18 protein-coding genes are annotated in these 19442 nt (G+C 61.9%); 9 read left to right on the forward strand and 9 right to left on the reverse strand.

The features are described 5' to 3' along the window. Positions 1–112: 112 nt before the first annotated feature. Genes C4N9_RS21640 through C4N9_RS06205 form a run of 3 tightly spaced genes read left to right on the forward strand, consistent with a single transcriptional unit; the run spans position 113 to position 2127 of the window. Entirely contained in the window at positions 113–379 is a 267-nt protein-coding gene (locus C4N9_RS21640) for a hypothetical protein (RefSeq protein WP_146195127.1), read from the forward strand. 24 nt (positions 380–403) lie between these two features. After that, positions 404–1189 (forward strand): hypothetical protein, encoded by a 786-nt coding sequence (locus tag C4N9_RS06200; RefSeq protein ID WP_210403988.1) that lies wholly within the window; start codon positions 404–406, stop codon positions 1187–1189. After that, positions 1186–2127 carry a hypothetical protein gene (locus tag C4N9_RS06205; RefSeq protein WP_109532424.1) on the forward strand — a complete coding sequence of 314 codons (942 nt, stop codon included), beginning with the start codon at positions 1186–1188 and terminating at the stop codon, positions 2125–2127. The genes C4N9_RS06200 and C4N9_RS06205 overlap by 4 nt, the downstream gene beginning before the upstream one ends. A gap of 178 nt (positions 2128–2305) precedes the next feature. On the opposite strand, the gene C4N9_RS06210 is transcribed toward C4N9_RS06205, so the two are convergent. Next, the gene (locus C4N9_RS06210) at positions 2306–3271 is read right to left on the reverse strand and encodes a hypothetical protein (RefSeq protein WP_109532425.1); all 966 of its coding nucleotides are present in this window, start codon (positions 3269–3271) and stop codon (positions 2306–2308) included. A gap of 134 nt (positions 3272–3405) precedes the next feature. Between C4N9_RS06210 and C4N9_RS21645 the strand changes: the two genes are divergently transcribed. The 5 genes from C4N9_RS21645 to C4N9_RS06225 all read left to right on the forward strand — a co-directional run bounded on the left by C4N9_RS21645 (position 3406) and on the right by C4N9_RS06225 (position 8234). Continuing rightward, positions 3406–4026, forward strand: a complete 621-nt coding sequence (locus tag C4N9_RS21645) for a hypothetical protein (protein ID WP_146195128.1) — start codon at positions 3406–3408, stop codon at positions 4024–4026. A gap of 204 nt (positions 4027–4230) precedes the next feature. Next, a complete protein-coding gene (locus C4N9_RS21650) occupies positions 4231–4464 on the forward strand; it encodes a hypothetical protein (protein WP_146195129.1) in 234 nt (77 codons plus the stop codon). Between the two features lie 126 nt (positions 4465–4590). Continuing rightward, positions 4591–5319 carry a hypothetical protein gene (locus tag C4N9_RS06215; RefSeq protein WP_109532426.1) on the forward strand — a complete coding sequence of 243 codons (729 nt, stop codon included), beginning with the start codon at positions 4591–4593 and terminating at the stop codon, positions 5317–5319. Then, entirely contained in the window at positions 5319–7550 is a 2232-nt protein-coding gene (locus C4N9_RS06220) for a Mu transposase C-terminal domain-containing protein (protein ID WP_109532427.1), read from the forward strand. Before C4N9_RS06215 ends, C4N9_RS06220 begins: the two co-directional genes overlap by 1 nt. 273 nt (positions 7551–7823) lie before the next feature. Then, positions 7824–8234 carry a hypothetical protein gene (locus C4N9_RS06225; RefSeq protein WP_109532571.1) on the forward strand — a complete coding sequence of 137 codons (411 nt, stop codon included), beginning with the start codon at positions 7824–7826 and terminating at the stop codon, positions 8232–8234. An 838-nt stretch (positions 8235–9072) separates the two neighbouring features. Here C4N9_RS06225 and C4N9_RS06235 read toward each other — a convergent pair. Then, positions 9073–11340 (reverse strand): adenosylcobalamin-dependent ribonucleoside-diphosphate reductase, encoded by a 2268-nt coding sequence (locus C4N9_RS06235; protein ID WP_109532429.1) that lies wholly within the window; start codon positions 11338–11340, stop codon positions 9073–9075. 180 nt (positions 11341–11520) lie between these two features. On the opposite strand from C4N9_RS06235, the gene C4N9_RS06240 reads away from it, so the two are divergent. Beyond that, the gene (locus C4N9_RS06240) at positions 11521–11946 is read left to right on the forward strand and encodes a DUF1489 family protein (protein ID WP_109532572.1); all 426 of its coding nucleotides are present in this window, start codon (positions 11521–11523) and stop codon (positions 11944–11946) included. A gap of 78 nt (positions 11947–12024) precedes the next feature. Here C4N9_RS06240 and C4N9_RS06245 read toward each other — a convergent pair whose 3' ends face one another. The 7 genes from C4N9_RS06245 to C4N9_RS06275 all read right to left on the reverse strand — a co-directional run bounded on the left by C4N9_RS06245 (position 12025) and on the right by C4N9_RS06275 (position 19327). Beyond that, complete coding sequence (locus tag C4N9_RS06245) at positions 12025–12186, reverse strand: DUF1328 family protein (RefSeq protein ID WP_109532430.1); 162 nt, start codon at positions 12184–12186, stop codon at positions 12025–12027. Positions 12187–12285: 99 nt separating this feature from the next. Beyond that, positions 12286–12822: a holin family protein gene (locus tag C4N9_RS06250; protein ID WP_109532431.1), complete on the reverse strand. Its 537-nt coding sequence runs from the start codon at positions 12820–12822 to the stop codon at positions 12286–12288. Beyond that, positions 12813–13424: a holin-associated N-acetylmuramidase gene (locus C4N9_RS06255; protein ID WP_109532432.1), complete on the reverse strand. Its 612-nt coding sequence runs from the start codon at positions 13422–13424 to the stop codon at positions 12813–12815. Before C4N9_RS06255 ends, C4N9_RS06250 begins: the two co-directional genes overlap by 10 nt. A 54-nt stretch (positions 13425–13478) precedes the next feature. After that, positions 13479–13976, reverse strand: a complete 498-nt coding sequence (ccmE, locus tag C4N9_RS06260) for a cytochrome c maturation protein CcmE (RefSeq protein WP_109532573.1) — start codon at positions 13974–13976, stop codon at positions 13479–13481. 95 nt (positions 13977–14071) lie between these two features. Continuing rightward, the gene (locus tag C4N9_RS06265) at positions 14072–14884 is read right to left on the reverse strand and encodes a glutamate racemase (RefSeq protein WP_109532433.1); all 813 of its coding nucleotides are present in this window, start codon (positions 14882–14884) and stop codon (positions 14072–14074) included. 8 nt (positions 14885–14892) lie between these two features. Further along, on the reverse strand, positions 14893–15819 hold the full coding sequence (locus tag C4N9_RS06270; protein WP_109532434.1) for a lysophospholipid acyltransferase family protein: 927 nt from the start codon (positions 15817–15819) through the stop codon (positions 14893–14895). Positions 15820–15913: 94 nt separating this feature from the next. Beyond that, complete coding sequence (locus tag C4N9_RS06275) at positions 15914–19327, reverse strand: indolepyruvate ferredoxin oxidoreductase family protein (protein WP_109532435.1); 3414 nt, start codon at positions 19325–19327, stop codon at positions 15914–15916. Between the last annotated feature and the right edge of the window lie 115 nt (positions 19328–19442).

Here is a 19442-nt window from a genome sequence, read left to right on the forward strand (position 1 = left end):
ACCCATCACGCCACAGCCAATAAAGTGATTTACCTAACACTCTACCATCACTTTTCTCTTGTGGTAAATTAGTGATTCAGATATCTCACCGTTATCAGTCAGGAGAATCGATATGCGCCTTACTCGCCATGCTGACCGCCGCCGCATCCAACGCAGCCTGCCCATCGAGGTTGTCTCTACGATCCACGCCTACGGCACCGAGCGGCACGCGAAAGGTGCCCTCAGCCTGACTCTGGATGGTCGCGCCATCGCACTGGCGGCTGAACATGACCGTCGCCTCTCCGCCGAGCTCGAGCGCTACCGCGGAGCCTACATCATCGTCGCATCCGGCGATCGTGTTGTAACAGCTGCGCGCCGTACGCGTCGCTTTCGCCGCTAAACAATCGCTTTGAGGAGTCCTGACTTGGCTCAGAACCTTGCAATCGCCCGCGCAATGCTTCCGCGCATCACGTCCCAAAATTGCCATGACCCGCTGAAAGCCCCCGAACTGCTTCTTGAAGCGTCTGGTGCGATCCGCATTATCTACGCGCCGTTCGACCGCATCGAGATGAGCGCTCGCCTGGTCGTGGTCGGCATCACGCCTGGCATGACACAAGCCGTCAACGCCCTGATCGCTGCAAAAGCAGCGTCTAACGCACTCAGTCTCGAAGCAACGCTTGCGAAAGCGAAATTGACAGCCAGCTTCTCTGGCAGTTCAATCCGCAACAATCTGGTCGCGATGCTCGACGCCATCGGTGTCGCGAAGCACTTCGGGCAACAAAGCACGGCCGCTATGTTTCAGCCCGGTGCGACGGACGTGCATTTTACGTCAGCGCTGCGCTATCCTGTCTTCGTGGATGGCAAGAACTACAACGGCTCGCCTGACATGCTGTCGACGCCTATCTTGCGCAAGCAGATTGATACGTATCTGGCCGAGGAAGCGCAGCTGCTGGGCAAGGCAATCTGGCTGCCGCTTGGCCCTAAGGCCGAGGCCGCTGTGTCTCATCTTGCCAAGGAAGGGCTTCTTGATCCTGCTCGTATCTTGTCCGGAATGCCGCATCCAAGTGGAGCCAATGCCGAGCGTGTCGCTGTATTCCTTGGCCGCAAGAAGCCTGAAGACGCGTCACGCCAAACAAATCCATTGCCTTTGATTGCGGCACATCAGCGGCTCAAGGCCCAGATCGCGAATCTCGAAAGGAACGCCGCATGAGCAAGGCCGGTGAGATCCCTTACACTTGGAAGCAGATCGAGGATCAAGTCCGCGAAGCGATCCTTTGCCAAGCAAGCATCTTGGAGACCTTCGGCCCTTGGCAGGATCAGAACTTGGTTGCGGATTACCTCTGCCTTGATCGTGACTCTTTTCGTGGACGGTCAGTCGAAGATGTTAGGTCCGAGGAGCTCGACATCTCAGAACACCAAATGCTCATCTTGGTAAAAGCAGCATATAATTATGCCTATCAGTTGGACGGAGCGTCGAGAAAAATCGATTCCGAATGGCATGATGTCGGTGCACTGATGGAAGGTTTTCCTCAAACAGACGCCAACGGAGAACCATCGCCGTTTTGCATGCTGAACGATTTCCCCCTCAGACGAATGCTCGAAACATTCTACGCGCGGTTCGCTCTCTACGACTCTGATGAGTTCGAGTATATCGAGTATCAGCCAAGCATCCGAGAACTGTCCTTGCTTGCGAACATGACGGTTCCTGCTGTGCGAACCTCACTCAGCAAAGAGGGCTTCAAGCTCGAAAAAGTGCAGCGCATTTCTCGTGGCAACCAAGAAGAAGCGTCGTTCCGCCTCAACACGGCCGATGCCAGACTGTGGCTTTCGCGTCGCCGCGGGTTCATTCCGCAGCGGTCGCAAGATCTGGTGGCGCAGATGGCTCAGATCATCTCAATGCTCCTCACGGACAAGTCAGCGAGCTTCCCGGAACTACTCAGCCGGTTGCTCGACCTTCGTCAGATCAAATCGGAGGATCTTGCATCCGAAGCTGACTTGGATCCGGCGTGGCTGTCCGATCTAACCACGGGAGCCGAAGCCGCTCCGGATATTGAGGCGCTGCGCCGGCTTGCCAATGCGTTGGAGTTACCGGAGCCGGAGTTCGCAGCCGCTGCTGTCTCGCACCTTGTCTCCATGATGCGAACGTGAGGGCAAGGCGGCGGTTTTGGCGCATGGCTATTGGTCGGGCGCGACGCGAGACATCGTGGCGTCCGGCTCAAAGCGGCCACTTGACTAAGGACTCGAATGCAACCCGCCTTTGCGACATTCAGTTGGGTCCAGTCTCTCTTCATCTGCGCCTTAACCAGCCAGCCCAAAAAAGCCTCAGTCAATTTGTGGGAGTCGGAAGGATGCCAGCAACTATCAGGCGAATAACATCACCCGCTCTATCACGAACAAAATAGGTCTGGAGATAAACCTGATCCTTTTTCATGGTGTCAATCAAAGTCTGCTTGATTCGAGGTAGGATGTCGTATGGAATGCTGAAGCTAACTGTCACAGCTCCATTTTCAATTTTCACCTTACCCCAGCCATTGTCTTTATTGAATTGAATTACATCACACAAGAGAGCTGTAATCTCCTTGTCTACAATAGATGTTTCAATTTCCGCAGCCATATTCTGATCCAAGAACAAGACAGGCTTTAATGCTCCAGAAACTGAGGAAGACACCTCAAGGGAATCCGCGCTCCTTCGCAGCGCAGTCGCCATTTCACTTATCAGCGGGGCAGACATGGCTATCAATTTTTGACTTCGAGCGAAATCAATTTTCTTTATTGATTCTGTGTTCTCATTCATTCGTTCCTCTCTGGATACTTCAGCAAGGCGACGCCTGACAACATCCCGTATATCCGCAGGGACTTCATCAAGCTCGGCTTTTCCTGAGCCTATACTTTCCGCAATCTCATCTACTTTAGACTGAGGTTTGTCCGCGCCCGCACGGCGCCCGATCGGGCCATATTCTTTCAAAGAATCTTCATCTATCTTTTCAATTACACGTTCGCTGACATAAGCAACCAAATCACCCAAGGACAGATCTATGAACTCTTCGTCGGACTTGCCTTTGCCGTTGTCTTCCACGTTGATGTTGAACGAGCCGTCGGACTGGCTGACAAGTCTGACATCACGGTTCGACTTACTTGAGATATTCTTGTTGAACCTTCCAGAAGCTCTGAACTGGGACAACTTCACGAGAAGGCGAGCAGCGGCATACTGAAATCGGGCAGATTCATAGAAGTTCATGCGGTGCTCATCCGCAAGCGCACCTTCAAAATGAAAGGTTATGTTCTCGGGCATCCATAAAGTTCCTTGCCTGGCAATGAGTGCATTGCCAATTTCAACGACTCATGGTGAAGTACGACCTTGCTACCCTGCCTTACCTCCGCCTTCAATCTCAGAGTGTTATCTTCAGCAAGTGACGGGCGCAAATTATGAATGAAATCAGCATTGGTGCGGTTGGCGCTGCGACGATTGCCGGCTTGGTGTCGATGCTTGGACTGATCATCGGAAAAGAACAAAAAGTTTCCGAATTCCGACAGATCTGGATAGACCAACTTAGAAAATGCGTTGTGGACTATCTGGTAAATATTAACGCGGTTTGTGATATTATTAGGCTAAAAGATTCTGGGAAAAGCTATGACGATTCCGCTTTGATAGCACACTACAAACTATTGAACGAGGCCAGCCACGGAATAACTTTGCGCGTAAATGATGATGAGGTTCCAGCCAAGGCCCTTTTGGCTGCGATGAAAGATTTTGAGGCCTTAGCAAGCAACAACAAGTCACTCACCCCGGAGAAGATCAAGGCCGTAGAAAGTCTCTTCATTCGGGATTCGAAAGCACTTTTGAAATTTGAGTGGAACAGAGTAAAGAAAGGAGAGAAGATCTTTGTTTGGACGAAAAGAATTATCCTTTTGATAATTATTGTGCTTCTGGTGCTTCTGGGATACTTTTTGATTGAGAGTTCAAACAACAGTTTATTGGACAGCCAAAGCAATCCAGAACTTCATTTGGTATTTAGTGTCAATAGTGAGATTCACTCACTCAGTTGAAACCGCCCAGTTGGTGGCGGCCGACTGACGTTTAGGTAGCTCGTTGCGCCGTATCAAATTTCCGCTCTCGTCACCTTCTATTTAGTCGAGTGCGGCCGCGGCGAACTTCCGTTTCCCGTCCTGTACATTCGTCATGCTGAATTTCCCGGCTTACTCTCATGGCAGGAGGTCCGCAGGCTTGCTTGTTCGGCCGGACATTGGGGAATGGCCCGTATCCAGCTTGGCGGTCAAACGCGCTTCCTCGTGGGGTGTTGTGTCCAGTTCGTTGCAAAACGCGAGAACGGATCGGAACGGCACGCCCGCATGCATACGGTAGTGGAAGGGCACGTGGCGCAGCCTTCATTTGCAGGGTGGGAGATCGGCGACAAAGTTCAGGGGCACACCATGGCGCCAGCCGACCATCAACTCTCGAATAAAATATCGCTCAAAATCAATTAGATAGCAGAAGATCGCTCGAGTTCCGAAGATTTTTCCCAGAAATTTCTTCCGTAATTCTTGAATGGACCAAGGTTCTCTTCAGGCCAGCCATCGCTCGGCCGATCGCTTCGCAGAGAGAGAACAAAGATGGATCACGACTGGAACAGCGGCGACGATGAGTGGGCCGAGAGTTTGATGCCTGTCCGCAACCAAGATGTCCGCGCGGCCGACATGCTACCCGCACGACCAAAGACAGACCGTACTCCCGGTGTCGGCGCCAAGAAGCACTTCTCCTGTGCGTTCGTTCATGGCGCCGGTGCTGGATCGGTCATGAACACCGATAGCCTCACCGAGAAACGGGTCGCGCTCGTCCTGCTGGCTCGACCGGATGTCGTCGAGCTGGAGAACCAGGTGCTCTTCACATGGCTTGCGCCCCAGGGGGTCACCAGGCGTCACTACTTTGACTTTCGAGCGACGATGACGGACGGCAGCCGCACCGCGATCATGGTCAAGTATGATGCCAAGCTCCGGCAAGACGGTTTCCAAGCCGAAATCGCGGAGATTGCAGAGCACGTCACCCCGGACTTTGCCGACCGCGTGACCCTGATGACCGAAAAGCACCTCGACCCAGTCGACGTGTTCAATGCCACGCTGTTCAATTCCGTCCGTCATCCCGATGAGGACGCCGATGCCATCATGCGCGAGGCGGTCAGAGGACTGAGCGGAGCCGCAAGGATCAGCGACCTGATTGATCGTACCGGTTTGAAAGGCCGCGGCTTCCGATCCATTGCGCGGCTGATCGCGGCACGTGAACTTCAGCTCCGGGATCGCGATCGCGTGGCCTATGAGAGCTTTGTCCTGCGGAGGGCCGCCTGATGCTCGATGTTCAGGTCAGCCCCAGTCTCCCGCGTTTCGCGTTCGGCAGGTATGACGAGGTGATCCTCGACGGCATCTCATACCGCGCGACGGATTGCAGCGACGATGGCTACATACTCGTCCGAACCGACGCCAGTGACGTTGCAGAGTCCTTCTCCCATGCCGTCCTGTCTCAGCGGGTCATCAACGGCACGCTGGAACATCGTCGTGACGAGTTCCTTTCTCAGCATGCGAGGCGGCGCTTGCGCCAACCGACACGGGAGCTCTCGACTCTTTCGCCGAAGACACAACGCAAGGCGAAGAACCATGAGGCCCTCGTGCTTGCGTTTCTCGAGTTGGAAAAGGAAGGCAAGGTCAAGCGGACCGAGGATGCAACCAAGGAAGCCCTTGAAGAAATCAAGTTTCGCGCCGGCAAGTACTATTCGATCGCGAGCGAGGCAGATGGCGGCCAGTTTGCTCGAAACACGCGGGTGTCGCCGGAGAAAGTCAGTGCGAGCCGGCTACTGAAGCGGGTTGCCCCTTATTCGCGCGACGGCCTTTCTGCGCTCTACGGTCAGGACACTCAGAACCGCCGAGAGCGCCGTATCGGTCCGGATGAGCTGTGCCTGCTGACACTGACAATTCGGAACTACCTGTCTCCGGAGCGGCCTTCCATCGCTGACATTGTCGATGATGTCAGCAGAGCCTTCCGAGCCGAAAACCTCCGTCGCAAGGCCCTGTTCGAGCAAGGGTCCGCAGGTCAAGGCTCCGGACAGCCGACGTCCTATCTGGTGCCGCCGTCGCGCGAGACCATCCGTCGCGAGATCAACAAACTCGACCCCTTTGAGGTTGTTGCGGCCCGACATGGTCTCGATGCAGCTCGCAAGAAGTTTGCCCCGGTCGGCACGGGGATGACTCTGACACGGCCACTCGAGCGGGTGGAGATGGACGCCTGGAAAGTCGATCTCAAGACGATCATGTCAGAGGCCGGGATCTGGTCGATGCTCGATGAAGAGGAGAAGGCGGCCTTCGGTCTGGATATGGGCAAGAAGACGCGCTGGTTCCTGGTTGCCGCGATGTGTGCGACGACCCGCTGCATCCTCGCCATGAAGCTGGCGCGCGCCGAAAGCGGCCGTGCTGCGATGCAGACAATCGACATGATCGTGCGCGACAAGGGGCATTGGGCAGATGCCGTGGGCACTCTGACCCCCTGGAGCATGTCCGGCACTCCGGAGCTTATCGTCACGGACGCAGGGTCCGGGTTCATCGATTTCGACACGCGTACCGCGGCGACCGATCTCGGTATCAACATCGACGCAGGTCCGGCGGGGATGCCCGAGTTTCGCGGCAGGATCGAACGGATGTTCGGCACGATGGCCGGCAGCTTCATCGGACGCTTCACGGGGCGGACGTTCAGCAACACTATCGCCAAGGGCGATTACGACTCTGACAAGCGCGCCGCCCTGACTTCGGAGGAGCTGAGCGAAGCCCTCGTGCGCTGGGTCGTGGACGTCTATCATCGTCGTCCACACGCGGGCCTCGGCGGAGAAACGCCCCTGAATTGTTGGACCCGCCTCGTCGACAAATACGGTGTCGCGCCGATGCCGTCGCTGGAGCGCCGTCGCAAGGCACTGGGAACGCGGACGAAGTACACGGTCACGAAGACAGGCATCACGATCCTCGGCATTCGCTACCATTCCGACGCGCTGGCGCGGTGGTTCATGCATGCTCGGGATCCGGAGGTGCGCGTGCGTTGGTATTCCGAGGATCTCGGTGCCATCGCCGTGGAATTGGACGGCGTCTGGGTTGAGATCCCCTCGGTGCTGACGCGTTTCCGCGGTCAGCGCGCGGGCGTCTGGCTCCGGACCGTGCGCGAAATCCGTGCTGCTTACGCCGCGGAAGCCGCAGTCAGCGAAGCGATCATCGCCCGGACCATGGACCATATTGTCGCCCTGAACGCCAACGCGATGGCGCGCCAAGGGTTGTTCGTCGAGGATTTTTCCGAAGAGCGGCTCAAGAAGCTGGACGCCACTCTGATGATCGGCTTCCGGGTCGAGGACACGCCCCGTGCTGCCACCGTGCCGACCGGCGAGGATGGCCTCGGGATCGATCTGCCGACGCGCCGTAGCCCCGGCGCCGACCACGCCCAACCTGAAGCAAGCAGCGGGCCCGATATCTGCGAGGCGACAGTCGTCGATGATGTCTACGACGTGCCAGATCTCGATGACGATTGGTCGATCGGAGAAAAGTGACGCTCCTCACGGCACGTTCGAAGCCCCCGCAGTTCACCGTGGACCGCGGGGGTTTCTCATCGCCGTGATCAGCAGGTGTTTCGACGAGCACTGGCAGCGGCGAGAAAACTTCACAAGCGCCGATCTTTATTCTTCGTCATCGGCGCTGGCGGCCAATGTCTTGAATGGAACGGCAGGCGAAGGAGAGCAAGGGGACCCGAAGGCAGCAGAACGCGGATGGAACGGACTGACACGGCCACGAATGGCCGCTCGCACAGCTTAAGGAGTATCATCATGCTGCGCACCCACACCCCGTTCCAGTCCATCGACGCCCATCACGCTGCCGTCTGCGCGCATTTCGCGACTCACGGCGAGGCGCTCCGTAACGCCGCAGGCCTGCTGCAAGCAGGGTCCGGCGAAGCTCGCGTCGTGCGGATCATGACCGAACTGCGCAACTCCGCGAAACTCGATCGGGCGATGCGCCGCCGGCTGCTCGATCTCCATCGTCTGATCGCCCTCGACTCGGACTTCGGGGATCCCGAGACCGACGCGGGGCTCTGGTTGCTGCCGGACCCAGACAGTGCCGAAGTCCAGGAAATCTGTCTCCTCGCGGACAGGCTCTACGATTTGCTCGTCACGATCGGTGAATTTGACGATGAGACCGACGGTTCCTCGTTCGCGGTCGAAGACCGGCACGCCGCCTGACCCCCTGCAATAGAAGAGAGGAGACCGCGATGCCGTCTTTCAAACACCTGTCGCTCGAAGAGCTGTGGACCCAGACCCTTCAGGAACTCGACATCCTTCACGACCGCTTCGATTGCAACAGAAGCGGGCTCTCGGCCACTGAGCGGAACACAGTGATGCAATCTCTCGCCGGCTTGCGTTCCCAAGGTCCTTTGGCCGACGACGCGGACGACCATGTTGGCCGAATTGAGACCCACCTGCGGATGCCGTTGACAGGGAGACACTTGGCTTCCGCAATGTCTTTGATGGCTATGACGATCCAGAGCTTGGATCCGTGGGGACGGTCATCTCGGTTCCGGTTCTGTCGGAGCACGGGCGTACAGTCGATGAACTTCGACAGGCTTTCCGGGTGATCGTCCGCATGCGCGAGCTGATTTCGGCTCGGATTGATGCGCGCCGCCAGATAGCTCAGTTGCAGCCGGAATAAGTTGCGCCCTGCAGCGAGACGCTCGCCCGCCTGACATCAGATCGTGCCGGATCCTCTCCGTCGGCAGGACCACCACCAAGACAAGCAAGGCCGCAGGGAAACCTGCGGCCTTTGTCATGTCTGGATCGGGCTATGGGTAACAAGCAGCACACGATCATGGCTCGAGCAAACCCTGGGTCACCGCTTTGGGTCGCAGTTCCGCTGCCCTATACTCTCCGAGACGCCGACTGAACTGCCCAGCTGCCCTTTCGAAAGGGAAACCCCGTATGGCACACGGAATTCCCCAATGGCCGTCGTTACTGTGCGAATAGCCGTTTTTTAGTCCCAAATGGCCAAAGTAAGCGTGTCATCACAACAACAGACCCTGCCCCCTTACCCGCATTTCGAGTGACCGCAGGCGCGGCAGGTCATGCAGCCTTCGATCATCACCAGTTCATAGGCACCGCAGGAGGGGCAGGATTTCGGCTTGGCGTTGCCCTTGACCGAAAAGGCCGCGCCCGCCTTGGGGTCGGATTTCAGGCCAAGCCCGGCGCCTTCGATGAAGCCGATGGCGATCAGATGTTCCTCGATCACGCCGCCGATCGCGGCAAGGATCGAGGGGATGTATTTCCCCTGCATCCATGCTCCGCCGCGCGGGTCGAAAACCGCTTTCAGCTCTTCCACCACGAAGGACACATCGCCACCGCGCCGGAACACCGCCGAGATCATCCGCGTCAGCGCCACGGTCCAGGCGTAATGCTCCATGTTCTTCGAGTTGATGAAGACCTCGAAGGGCTGGCGGCGGCCGGCCACCACGATGTCGTTGACGGTAATGTAGATCGCGTGCTCGCTCACCGGCCATTTCAGCTTGTAGGTCTGGCCCTCCAGCGCCTCGGGGCGGTCGAGGGGTTCGGAGAGATAGATCACCTCGGCGCCCGTCTCGGCCTGCGGCACGGTGTCGGCCTTCTCGGACACGGCCAGCACCGAGCCCGTCACCGCATTGGGGCGGTAGGTGGTGCAGCCCTTGCAGCCCATATCCCAGGCCGAGAGATACACGTCCTTGAAGGTCTCGAAATCGATGTCCTCGGGGCAGTTGATGGTCTTCGAGATGCTGGAATCGACCCATTTCTGCGCCGCGGCCTGCATCCGCACATGGTCCATCGGTGCCAGCGTCTGGGCCGAGACGAAGTAATCGGGCAGCTCGGCATCGCCGAATTTCTCGCGCCACAGGCTGACGGCGTAATCGACGACCTCTTCCTCGGTCCGCGAGCCGTCCTTTTGCAGCACCTTGCGGGTATAGGCATAGGCGAAGACCGGCTCGATCCCCGACGAGACATTGCCCGCATAGAGGCTGATCGTGCCCGTCGGCGCGACCGAGGTGAGCAGCGCGTTGCGGATGCCGTGGGTGCGGATCGCGTCGCGCACGTCGTCATCCATCTGCTGCATGTTGCCCGAGGCGAGGTACGGCTCGGCCTCGAAAAGCGGGAAGGCGCCCTTCTCTTTCGCCAGATCGACCGAGGCCAGATACGACGCCCGCGCGATGGCCTTCATCCAGGCTTCGGTCTGGGCGACGGCCTCGTCCGAGCCATAGCGCAGGCCCATCATCAGCAGCGCGTCGGCGAGGCCGGTGACGCCAAGACCGATACGCCGCTTGGCCTGCGCTTCCTGCGCCTGTTGGGGCAGCGGGAATTTCGACGCATCGACCACGTTGTCCATCATGCGGATCGCGGTGCGCACCAGTTCCTCCAGCTCGGCCGGGTCGATCCCGGCATCCGTCTCGAACGGGGCCGAGACGAGCCGCGCGAGGTTGATCGAGCCCAAGAGGCACGCGCCATAGGGTGGCAGGGGCTGCTCGCCGCAGGGATTGGTGGCGGCGATGGTCTCGGCGTAGCCGAGGTTGTTGGCCTTGTTGATGCGGTCGATGAAGATCACGCCCGGCTCGGCGTAATCGTAGGTCGCGCGCATGATCTTGTTCCACAGGTCGCGCGCGGGCAGGCTGCGATAGGTGCGGCCGTCAAAGGTCAGGTCCCAGGGCGCATCGTTCTTCACCGCTTCCATGAACGGATCGGTCACCAGCACCGACAGGTTGAACATGCGCAGGCGGGCCGAATCCTGCTTGGCCTCGATGAATTGCTCGATATCGGGGTGATCGCAGCGCATCGTCGCCATCATGGCCCCCCGGCGCGAGCCCGCCGACATGATCGTGCGGCACATCGCGTCCCAGACATCCATGAAGCTGAGCGGCCCCGAGGCATCGGCAGCCACGCCGGCCACGGGCGAACCCTTGGGCCGGATGGTCGAGAAATCGTAGCCGATGCCACCGCCCTGCTGCATGGTCAGGGCGGCTTCCTTGAGCATCTCGAAAATGCCGCCCATGCTGTCGGGGATCGTGCCCATGACGAAACAGTTGAACAGGGTCACCGAGCGCCCGGTTCCGGCCCCGGCCAGGATGCGACCGGCGGGCAGGAAGCGGAAATCCTCGAGCGCGGCGTAGAACTTGTCTTCCCATGCCTGGGGCTGGTCCTCGACCCGGGCCAGATCGCGGGCGACACGGCGCCAGCTGTCTTCGAGCGTGGCATCGACCGGCGTGCCGTCGGCGGCTTTCATCCGGTATTTCATGTCCCAGATCTGCGCGGCGATGGGGGCGGCGAAACGGCTCATGGCGGGATCCTGAGGGCAAGGGAGCAGTATAGGGAGAAGGCGCAGGATATAGGACCAGCGATGCGCGCGGTCAACGCCGCAGGCGGCGCTTTCGACGGCCCTCGCGGCGTCTCGCCGAGCCGCTTTCACCCTCTCGTGCGATCCCTTGTCCTTCGCCACGCGCCGCTACATATTGCGGCCATGACCACGCATATCCTCAAGCTGAGCGTCGGCACCGAGTCGGTCGACGATCTCGAAGCCTGGCAGAAACTGCGCGCCGAACAGGCGCCCGACGGGCTGCCGCGCCACGTCACCCGGATGTGGCCCAAACGCGCGGACGAGGTGCTGGATGGCGGGTCGATCTACTGGGTGATCAAGGGTCTGGTGCTGGCACGCCAGCGGATCCTGCGGCTCGACCCGGTCGAGGGCGCGGACGGCATCCAGCGCTGCGCGATGGTGTTCGAACCGAAGCTGTTCCGCACCGAACCGGCGCCGCGGCGTCCGTTTCAGGGCTGGCGGTATCTGAAACCCGAGGACGCGCCGCGCGACATGCCCGAATACCGCGAGGGCGACGACGAATTGCCGCCCGAACTGGCCGAGGCCCTGGCAGAATTCGGCCTGCGCTGACGCGCAGGCCGGGTCTTTGCGGGAGGGGAGGAAAACGGCGGTCCGGGTCACGGACCGGCCGTGGCCGGGTGACCTTGGTCAGCCGATCGCGAAGACGCCCAGAAGCATCAGCAGGAACAGCACCAGCACGATCACGATGAGGATCTTGGCACCGCTGAGCGCCAGCCCCGACAGGCGGCCAAAACCGAGAAGAGCCGCAACGGCGGCGACGACGAGCAGTATCAGGATCCATTCAAGCATAGGGGTTTTTCCTCAATATCTTCGCGGGCGCATGCCGCTATCCAGAGGCAAACGTCCCGCGGGCCGCCCCGGTTCCGGCGCCCTGCGCAATTTCGTCCCTCACCGATCCTGCATCGCCTGCCATTCGGCCAGCGCCGGATTGGCCGGCAGCGCATCCCTGTCCCGCCCGGGCGCCGGGGCATCAGGAGCCACCGCAGGCGCCGCCTGCCCGGCCACGGCGGCGATCAGCCGCCCGCCCCGCAGGTAATGCGTCTCGCGCGCGCCGAAATAGAAGGCGACCACCGCCCCCAGCAGCCACCAGAGCGGCTCGGGCACTTCGGCCAGCCCGCGCATCCGCAGCGCAAAGCCCGGCGGGTCCACCATGGCATAGGCGAACAGTCCCAGCGTTCCCAGCGCCAGCATCGGTCTGGGCAGGCGGTTGAGCCCGTTGACCAGCCCGTCGAACCACCCTGCCCCGCTTGCGCCGAACTCGGCCGCATAGGCGGCCTGCGTGGCGCTGAACGCGTCGTGACCCAACTCCATCCGCCGCGTGGCGTTGGGGCGGAAGACCTCGGCCACCTGCGCCCCGACCCGGCCGATCTCGGCCACGCCGCCGCGCGCGAAGAGCGCCCGCGCAATGCCCGTAATCAAGCCCATGCCGCCACCCTTTCGCGATGCTCCGCCTCGCTCAGATGAAAGCGCGGCGCGATGAATTCCTCGGCCCGGGTGATCCACCCGCCCTTGCCGCCGTCGCGCCGTCGCGCATAGCGCCGGGACGCCGGACGCCGGTCGGCCAGCGCGTAATAGTAATCGCGGCGGGCGATGCCATAGGCATCGGCGATGTGGTCGGGGGCGATCTCGGCCGCCGCGCGCGCGGCCGCAAGCGTCAGCGGACCGATCGCCCCGTCGACGACCAGGTCGTAGCCCATCGCATTCAGAAGCCGCTGCAGGATGCGCACGGCGTTGCTGCCCGCATTGACATACATGTCGAACACGCCGGGCTGCAGCGCGGCGGGCAGCCCCGCAAGGCCGGGGCGGTGATAGTAATGTTGCAAGAAGATCGCCACCGCCTGTTCACGGCCGAGCGCGCGGACATCCGCTTCGTCGACCGTCCCGTCCCCGTTCAGGTCCAGACCCAGCCGCCGCATCGTATGGATGGTCACGCCGAAATTCGTGGCGCCGCCCGGATCATCGGGGTCGTTCACGAAGCCGCCCTCGCGGGCGACGATCTCTTCGGCCAGCTCTCGCACATCGCGCATCGCCTTCTCCCGTCGCTGCAAACGGAGGGGAGAGTTGCGACCGAAAGGCTGAAATCAGGTATCGCGACCGGACGTTGCGTAGTTTTCGCCGTGATACTCGCATTCCTGCGCGTTGGCCGCAGCGTTGGGGCTGCCCTGAACGCCCACCGCATCGGCGACCTCGCGCGGCATGTAGGTCTCGTCATGCTTGGCGAGGATCTCGGTCGCCACGAACACGCCGTCGACCAGCCGGCCGGTCGCCACCGTGCCCTCGTTCTCGCCGAACAGGTCGGGCAGGATCCCCCGGAAGGTCACCGGTACGGATTCGCAGAAATCGGTGACACGGAAGCTGACGGTTTCGCCCTGCCCGCGCGTGATCGACCCGACCTCGACCATGCCGCCAAGGCGGAACACCTCGTTCGCGGCGGGCGGCTCGGCCATCACCTGGCTGGGCGAGCGGAAGAAGTTGATCCCGTCGCGCATGGCAAAGCCGATCAGCCCGGTGCTGAGCGCCAGCGCCGCGACGGCCACGACGATGATCTGCACGCGGCGGGTCTTCTTGAGGCTCTTCATGCCGGCCATGGGATTGCTCCGATCGCTCGCTCGGGGGTCATTGCGGCATCAGCTAGGCTCTCGCGGCCCGAAGCGCAATCGGGCCGAATGCCGCATCAGGCCGCGCGGAACGGGATCCGGCGGCGCAGGAACTGGGTGGCCTTGCGGCCCACCGCCGCCGGGTCGCCCGTGGTCAGGAACGCGCTTTCGCGCCCCTCGCCCACCATCTCGGGATGGCGCTTGAGGTAATCGTCAAGGCTTGCCGCCACCAACTCGGGCTGGGAATAGACCGACACGTCGGGGCCCAGAGCGGCGCGGAACGCGTCTTCCATCAGCGGGTAATGGGTGCAGCCCAGCACGGCGGCCTCGGGCTTCGGCATCCGGCGGTGCAGCGCCTCGACATGGCTGTGAACCAGCGCCTCGGCCAGGATCATGTCGCCCTGTTCGATCGCGTCGACCACGCCGCCGCAGGGCTGCGCCTCGACATCGACGCCGATCGCGCGGAAGGCCAGTTCGCGCTGGAAGGCGCGGCTGGCCACGGTGGCGGGGGTGGCGAACAGCGCCACATGCTTTACCGCCACTTCGCGCGGCGGCGAGTTGTCGCCCCATTGCCGTTCGGTCAGCGATTCGATCAGCGGCACGAACACGCCCAGCACGCGCTTGTCCTTGGGGATCCACGTCTCCTGCATCCGCCGGAGCGCCGCCGCCGAGGCGGTGTTGCAGGCCAGGATGACCAGGTCACAGCCTTCGTCAAAAAGCCGCTGCACGCCCTTGGTGGTCAGCTGGTAGATGTCCTCGGCGTCGCGGGTGCCGTAGGGCGTGTTGGCATTGTCGCCGTAATAGACGAAGGGCACATCGGGAAGGCGCCTGTTCAGCGCATCCAGAACCGTGAGCCCGCCCAGCCCTGAATCGAACACGCCTACTGCCATCTGTGCCTCTATCGCCGATAGGTCTCCTCGAATTCGTGGCCCAGACGGGCCCAGTCCGAGGGGTCTGGCGACAAGTCATACGTCCTGCGGCGCAGGAAATCCATCACCTCTTTAGGGGTTTGCGCCGCGCTCGCGACTTCCTGATGGGGGATCGGCCTGCCCACGGCCAGCCGCACCGGGCGATCCGTCCGCGCGGCGAATTCGCGCACCAGAAGCGCCATGCGCAGGGTGTAATGCAGGTGGCTCGACACTTGGAACAGGGCGCTGTTCTGACCGTCGAACCACAGCGGAACGATGGTGGCGCCCGACTGCGTAACCATCTTCGCGGTAAAGCTGCGCCAGACCGGATCGCGCGCGGGCGCAAGCGGCGTCGCCCCGGTTGCCACGGTGCCCCCCGGGAAGATGCCCACCGCGCCGCCCGCCTTCAGGTAGCGGATCGCCTCGGCCCGGGTGGCGATGTTGCGGGCCTGCGCCGCGCGGCTGCCCGAGAAATCGATGGGCAGGATCGCGCGCGCCACGTCGGGGGCCTTGTCGAAGACCTGATGCGCGACGATGCGGAAATCCCCGCCCCGGACCGCCGACAGGATATGCCCCATGACCAGCCCGTCGAGGATCCCGAACGGATGGTTCGATACCACGACCAGCGGCCCGGACGGGGGGATCGCGTCGAGCGAGCCGCGCAGCACATCCAGCCGCAGGCCGAAGCGCTCCATCATCACGCGCCAGAAATCGCGCCCCGAGGCGACCTCGTCGGCGTAACCTTCGGCGCGGCGCATAAGCGACAGGCGGCCGGTAGCGTTCTCGACCGTGCGTATCACCGCGCGGCCCAGGGGCGAGGCGGCGGAATGGGCATAGGTGATCTCACGCGTGACGCCCCTGGGGCGACGCGGGCGAGGCGTTGACGGCAGCGGCGGGTCGATGATGGCGAAGGACATGGGCGGACCTCGTGCGGTTGGCCCGTCCTAGCAGCGCAGAATGACAAAACGGCGACGCCGCAGCGCCGCCGTTTCCGTCGTCCCAGACCGGATGTTACTGGGCAGCCATCCGCGTGGGCGTCCCGCCCGAGGCAATGGCCGCCAGCAGCTCCTCGCGCCGTTTCGCCGCTGCGCGCTCGTTCGCTTCCTTGACCGGGCCATAGCCGCGAATGGACAAGGGCAGCATCGCCAGCTCGAGGATCGGATCGCGGGTCGCGGGCGTCAGTTTGGGCAGAACTTCCTGCATGTCGCCTTCGAACTGTTTGATAAGGCTGCGTTCCATCTTGCGCTCGGACGAATAGCCGAAGGGGTCGAACGGCGTGCCGCGCAGGCCCTTCATCTTCGCCAGCATCCGGAAACCCGACATCATCCAGGGCCCGAATTCGCGTTTTTTCGGGCGGCCCTGTGAATCCTTGCCCGTCATGATCGGCGGGGCCAGGTGGAACTTCATCACGAAATCGCCCTCGAAGGTCTCGCGGGCCTTGGCCTCGGTCGCCAGGTGCAGCCGCGCGACCTCGTATTCGTCCTTGTAGGCCAGCAGCTTGAAATACCCCTTGGCGACGGCCTCGCGCAGCGGCTTGTCCTCGATCCCGTCGACGAGCTTGCGGAAGCGTCTGGCCAGCCGCTTGCCCTGATACTCGACGAGCCGCGCCTCGCGATAGGCGACCGGATCGGCGGGCAGGCTGGCAGTGTCGGCGGGCGCGATCACGCGCGCGGCCTCGTCGGGATGCAGCGCGGCCCAACGACCGATCTCGAAGGCGCGAAGGTTGCCCTCGACGGCCGCCTTGTTGAGACGGATCGCCTCGCGGATCGCGTCGCCCGACAGCGGGATCAGCCCCATCTGCCACGCGCCCCCGAGCACCATCATGTTGGAATAGATCGAGTCGCCCAGCAACAGACGCGACAGTTCCGACGCGTCGAACATCGTCAGACCGTCGCGCAGGCGGGCCTCAAGAGAGACTTGCAAGTCTTTGACCGGAAGCCTGAATTCTGTGTTCTGGGTAAACGCGCCGGTGATGATTTCATGGCTGTTGACCACGGCGCCGGTGCGCCCCGTGGTCATCAGGCCCACGGTCTTCGCGCCCGCCGTCACCACCAGATCGCCCCCGATCACCGCGTCGGCCTCGCCCACGGCAACGCGCACGGCGCTGATATCCTCGGGCCTGTTGGCGAGCCGCAGATGGATATGCACCGCGCCGCCCTTCTGGGCGAGCCCCGCCATCTCCATCATGCCCGCGCCCTTGCCGTCGATCTGGGCGGCCTGCGCCATCACGGCGCCCACGGTGACGACACCGGTGCCGCCGACACCGGTGATCACCACGTTATGGGTGCCGGTGATCGCGGGCAATGCGGGGTCGGGAAGGTCCGGCAAGTCCAGCGCCTGGGTCGCGGCTTTCTTCAGCGTGGCGCCTTCCAGCGTGACAAAGGACGGGCAGAAGCCCTTGAGACAACTGAAATCCTTGTTGCACGACGACTGGTCGATCGCGCGCTTGCGGCCCAGTTCGGTTTCCACCGGGACGATCGACACGCAGTTCGACTGCACACCGCAATCGCCACAGCCCTCGCAGACATCGGTGTTGATGAAGACCCGACGGTCGGGGTCGGGGAATTGCCCGCGCTTGCGGCGGCGGCGTTTTTCGGCGGCGCAGGTCTGGACATAGATCAGCGCCGAGACGCCCTTGGTCTCGGCCAGTTTCTCCTGCGCGCTCATCAGGTCCGCGCGCTCGACCTTCTCGACACCCGAGGGGAATTGCGACAGGTCCAGATCTTCCTTCTCGTCATAGACCACCACGACCGGGCGGACCCCCATGGCGACGATCTCGCGCGCGATCTGATAAGCGGTCAGCCCGCCCTCATTCTTCTGGCCACCGGTCATGGCGACGGCGTCGTTGAACAGGATCTTGTAGGTGATGGTGGTACCGGCCGCCAACGCGGCGCGGATGGCCTGCACGCCTGAATGGTTATAGGTCCCGTCGCCGAGATTCTGGAAAACATGCCCGCGATGCGAGAACAGGCTCTCGCCGATCCAGTTCGCGCCCTCGCCGCCCATATGCGTGAAGCCCTGTGTCGAACGGTCCATCCACTGCACCATGTAGTGACAGCCGATCCCGGCATAGGCGCGGCTGCCCTCGGGCAGCTTGGTCGAGCTGTTATGCGGGCAGCCCGAGCAGAACCAGGGCGTGCGCTGCGCGATATCGGGGGCGTTGTCGGCGCGGCGCGTCTCGGCCATCCGTTCCAGGCCCGCGCGAATCGTTTCGCTGTCGCAGCCCTCTTCCAGAAAGATGCCGCCCAGTTTTTCGGCAATCATCACCGGATCGAGCGCATAACGCGTGGGGAACAGCTCTTCGGAATGCATCCCCCCGGCGCCACCCTTGTACCAGCCATAGACCCGGCGGCCCCGGCGGTCGTCGAAGATGGCTTCCTTGATCTGCACCTCGATCAGCTTGCGCTTTTCCTCGACGCAGATGATCAGGTCCAGATCGTCGGCCCATTCGTGGAACGAGGTCATGTCCAGTGGCCAGGTCTGACCGACCTTGTAGGTGGTGATGCCCAGCCGCTCGCAGCTTTCCTCGTCCAGCCCCAAGAGTCCCAGCGCATGCACGAGGTCGAGCCAGTTCTTGCCCGCAGCGACCAGACCGATCTTCGCGCCCGGCTTGCCCCAGATCCGCTTGTCCATGCGGTTGGCGCGGCTGAAGGCTTCGGCGGCGAAGCGCTTGTAGTCGATCATCCGCGCTTCCTGCGCGACGGGCGTGTCCTGCAAACGGATGTTCAGCCCGCCCTCGGGCATCTGGAAATCGGGGCGAACGAAGGTCATGCGATGCGGATCGGCATCGACCACGGCGGTGGCCTCGATCGTGTCCTTCATCGTCTTCAAGCCCACCCAGAGCCCGGAAAACCGACTGAGTTCATAGGCATAGTGCCCGTAATCCAGGATTTCCTGAACCCCGGCAGGCGAGACGATGGGCATGTAGGCATCGACCATGGCCCAGTCGGACTGGTGCAGCACGGTCGAAGATTCACCGGTATGGTCGTCCCCCATCGCCATGATGACCCCGCCATGCGGCGAGGTTCCGGCCATGTTGGCATGTTTCATCGGGTCGCCCGAGCGGTCGACGCCGGGCCCCTTGCCGTACCACAGTGCGAAGACGCCGTCATAGGCGCCCTCGCCCCGAAGCTCGGCCTGCTGGGTGCCCCAGATGGCGGTCGCGGCAAGGTCCTCGTTCAGGCCTTCCTGGAATTTTACCTGGGCGCTGTCGAGAAACGGCTTCGCGCGCTGCATCTGCAGGTCGACTCCGCCCAGCGGCGAGCCGCGATACCCGGTGACGAAGCCTGCCGTGTTAAGTCCCGCCGCCCGGTCGCGCGCCGATTGCGCGAGCATCAGCCGAACAAGGGCTTGTGTACCATTAAGCAATACCGGAGACTTCTCGAGGTCGAACCGGTCGTTCAGAGACACCGTTTGCTTACCCATCGTGCACCCTCCCAAGCGCTTGCCGATTTGCTGGCCTGTCTGGGATTATAGGTCAAAATTGCTGACCTTCCACCCCCTTGTTAGCGAAATCTTGGCTTTCGCCGTTCACATCGAT

Origin of the sequence: Pararhodobacter marinus (genome assembly GCF_003122215.1) — a bacterium.
Classification (GTDB): domain Bacteria; phylum Pseudomonadota; class Alphaproteobacteria; order Rhodobacterales; family Rhodobacteraceae; genus Pararhodobacter; species Pararhodobacter marinus.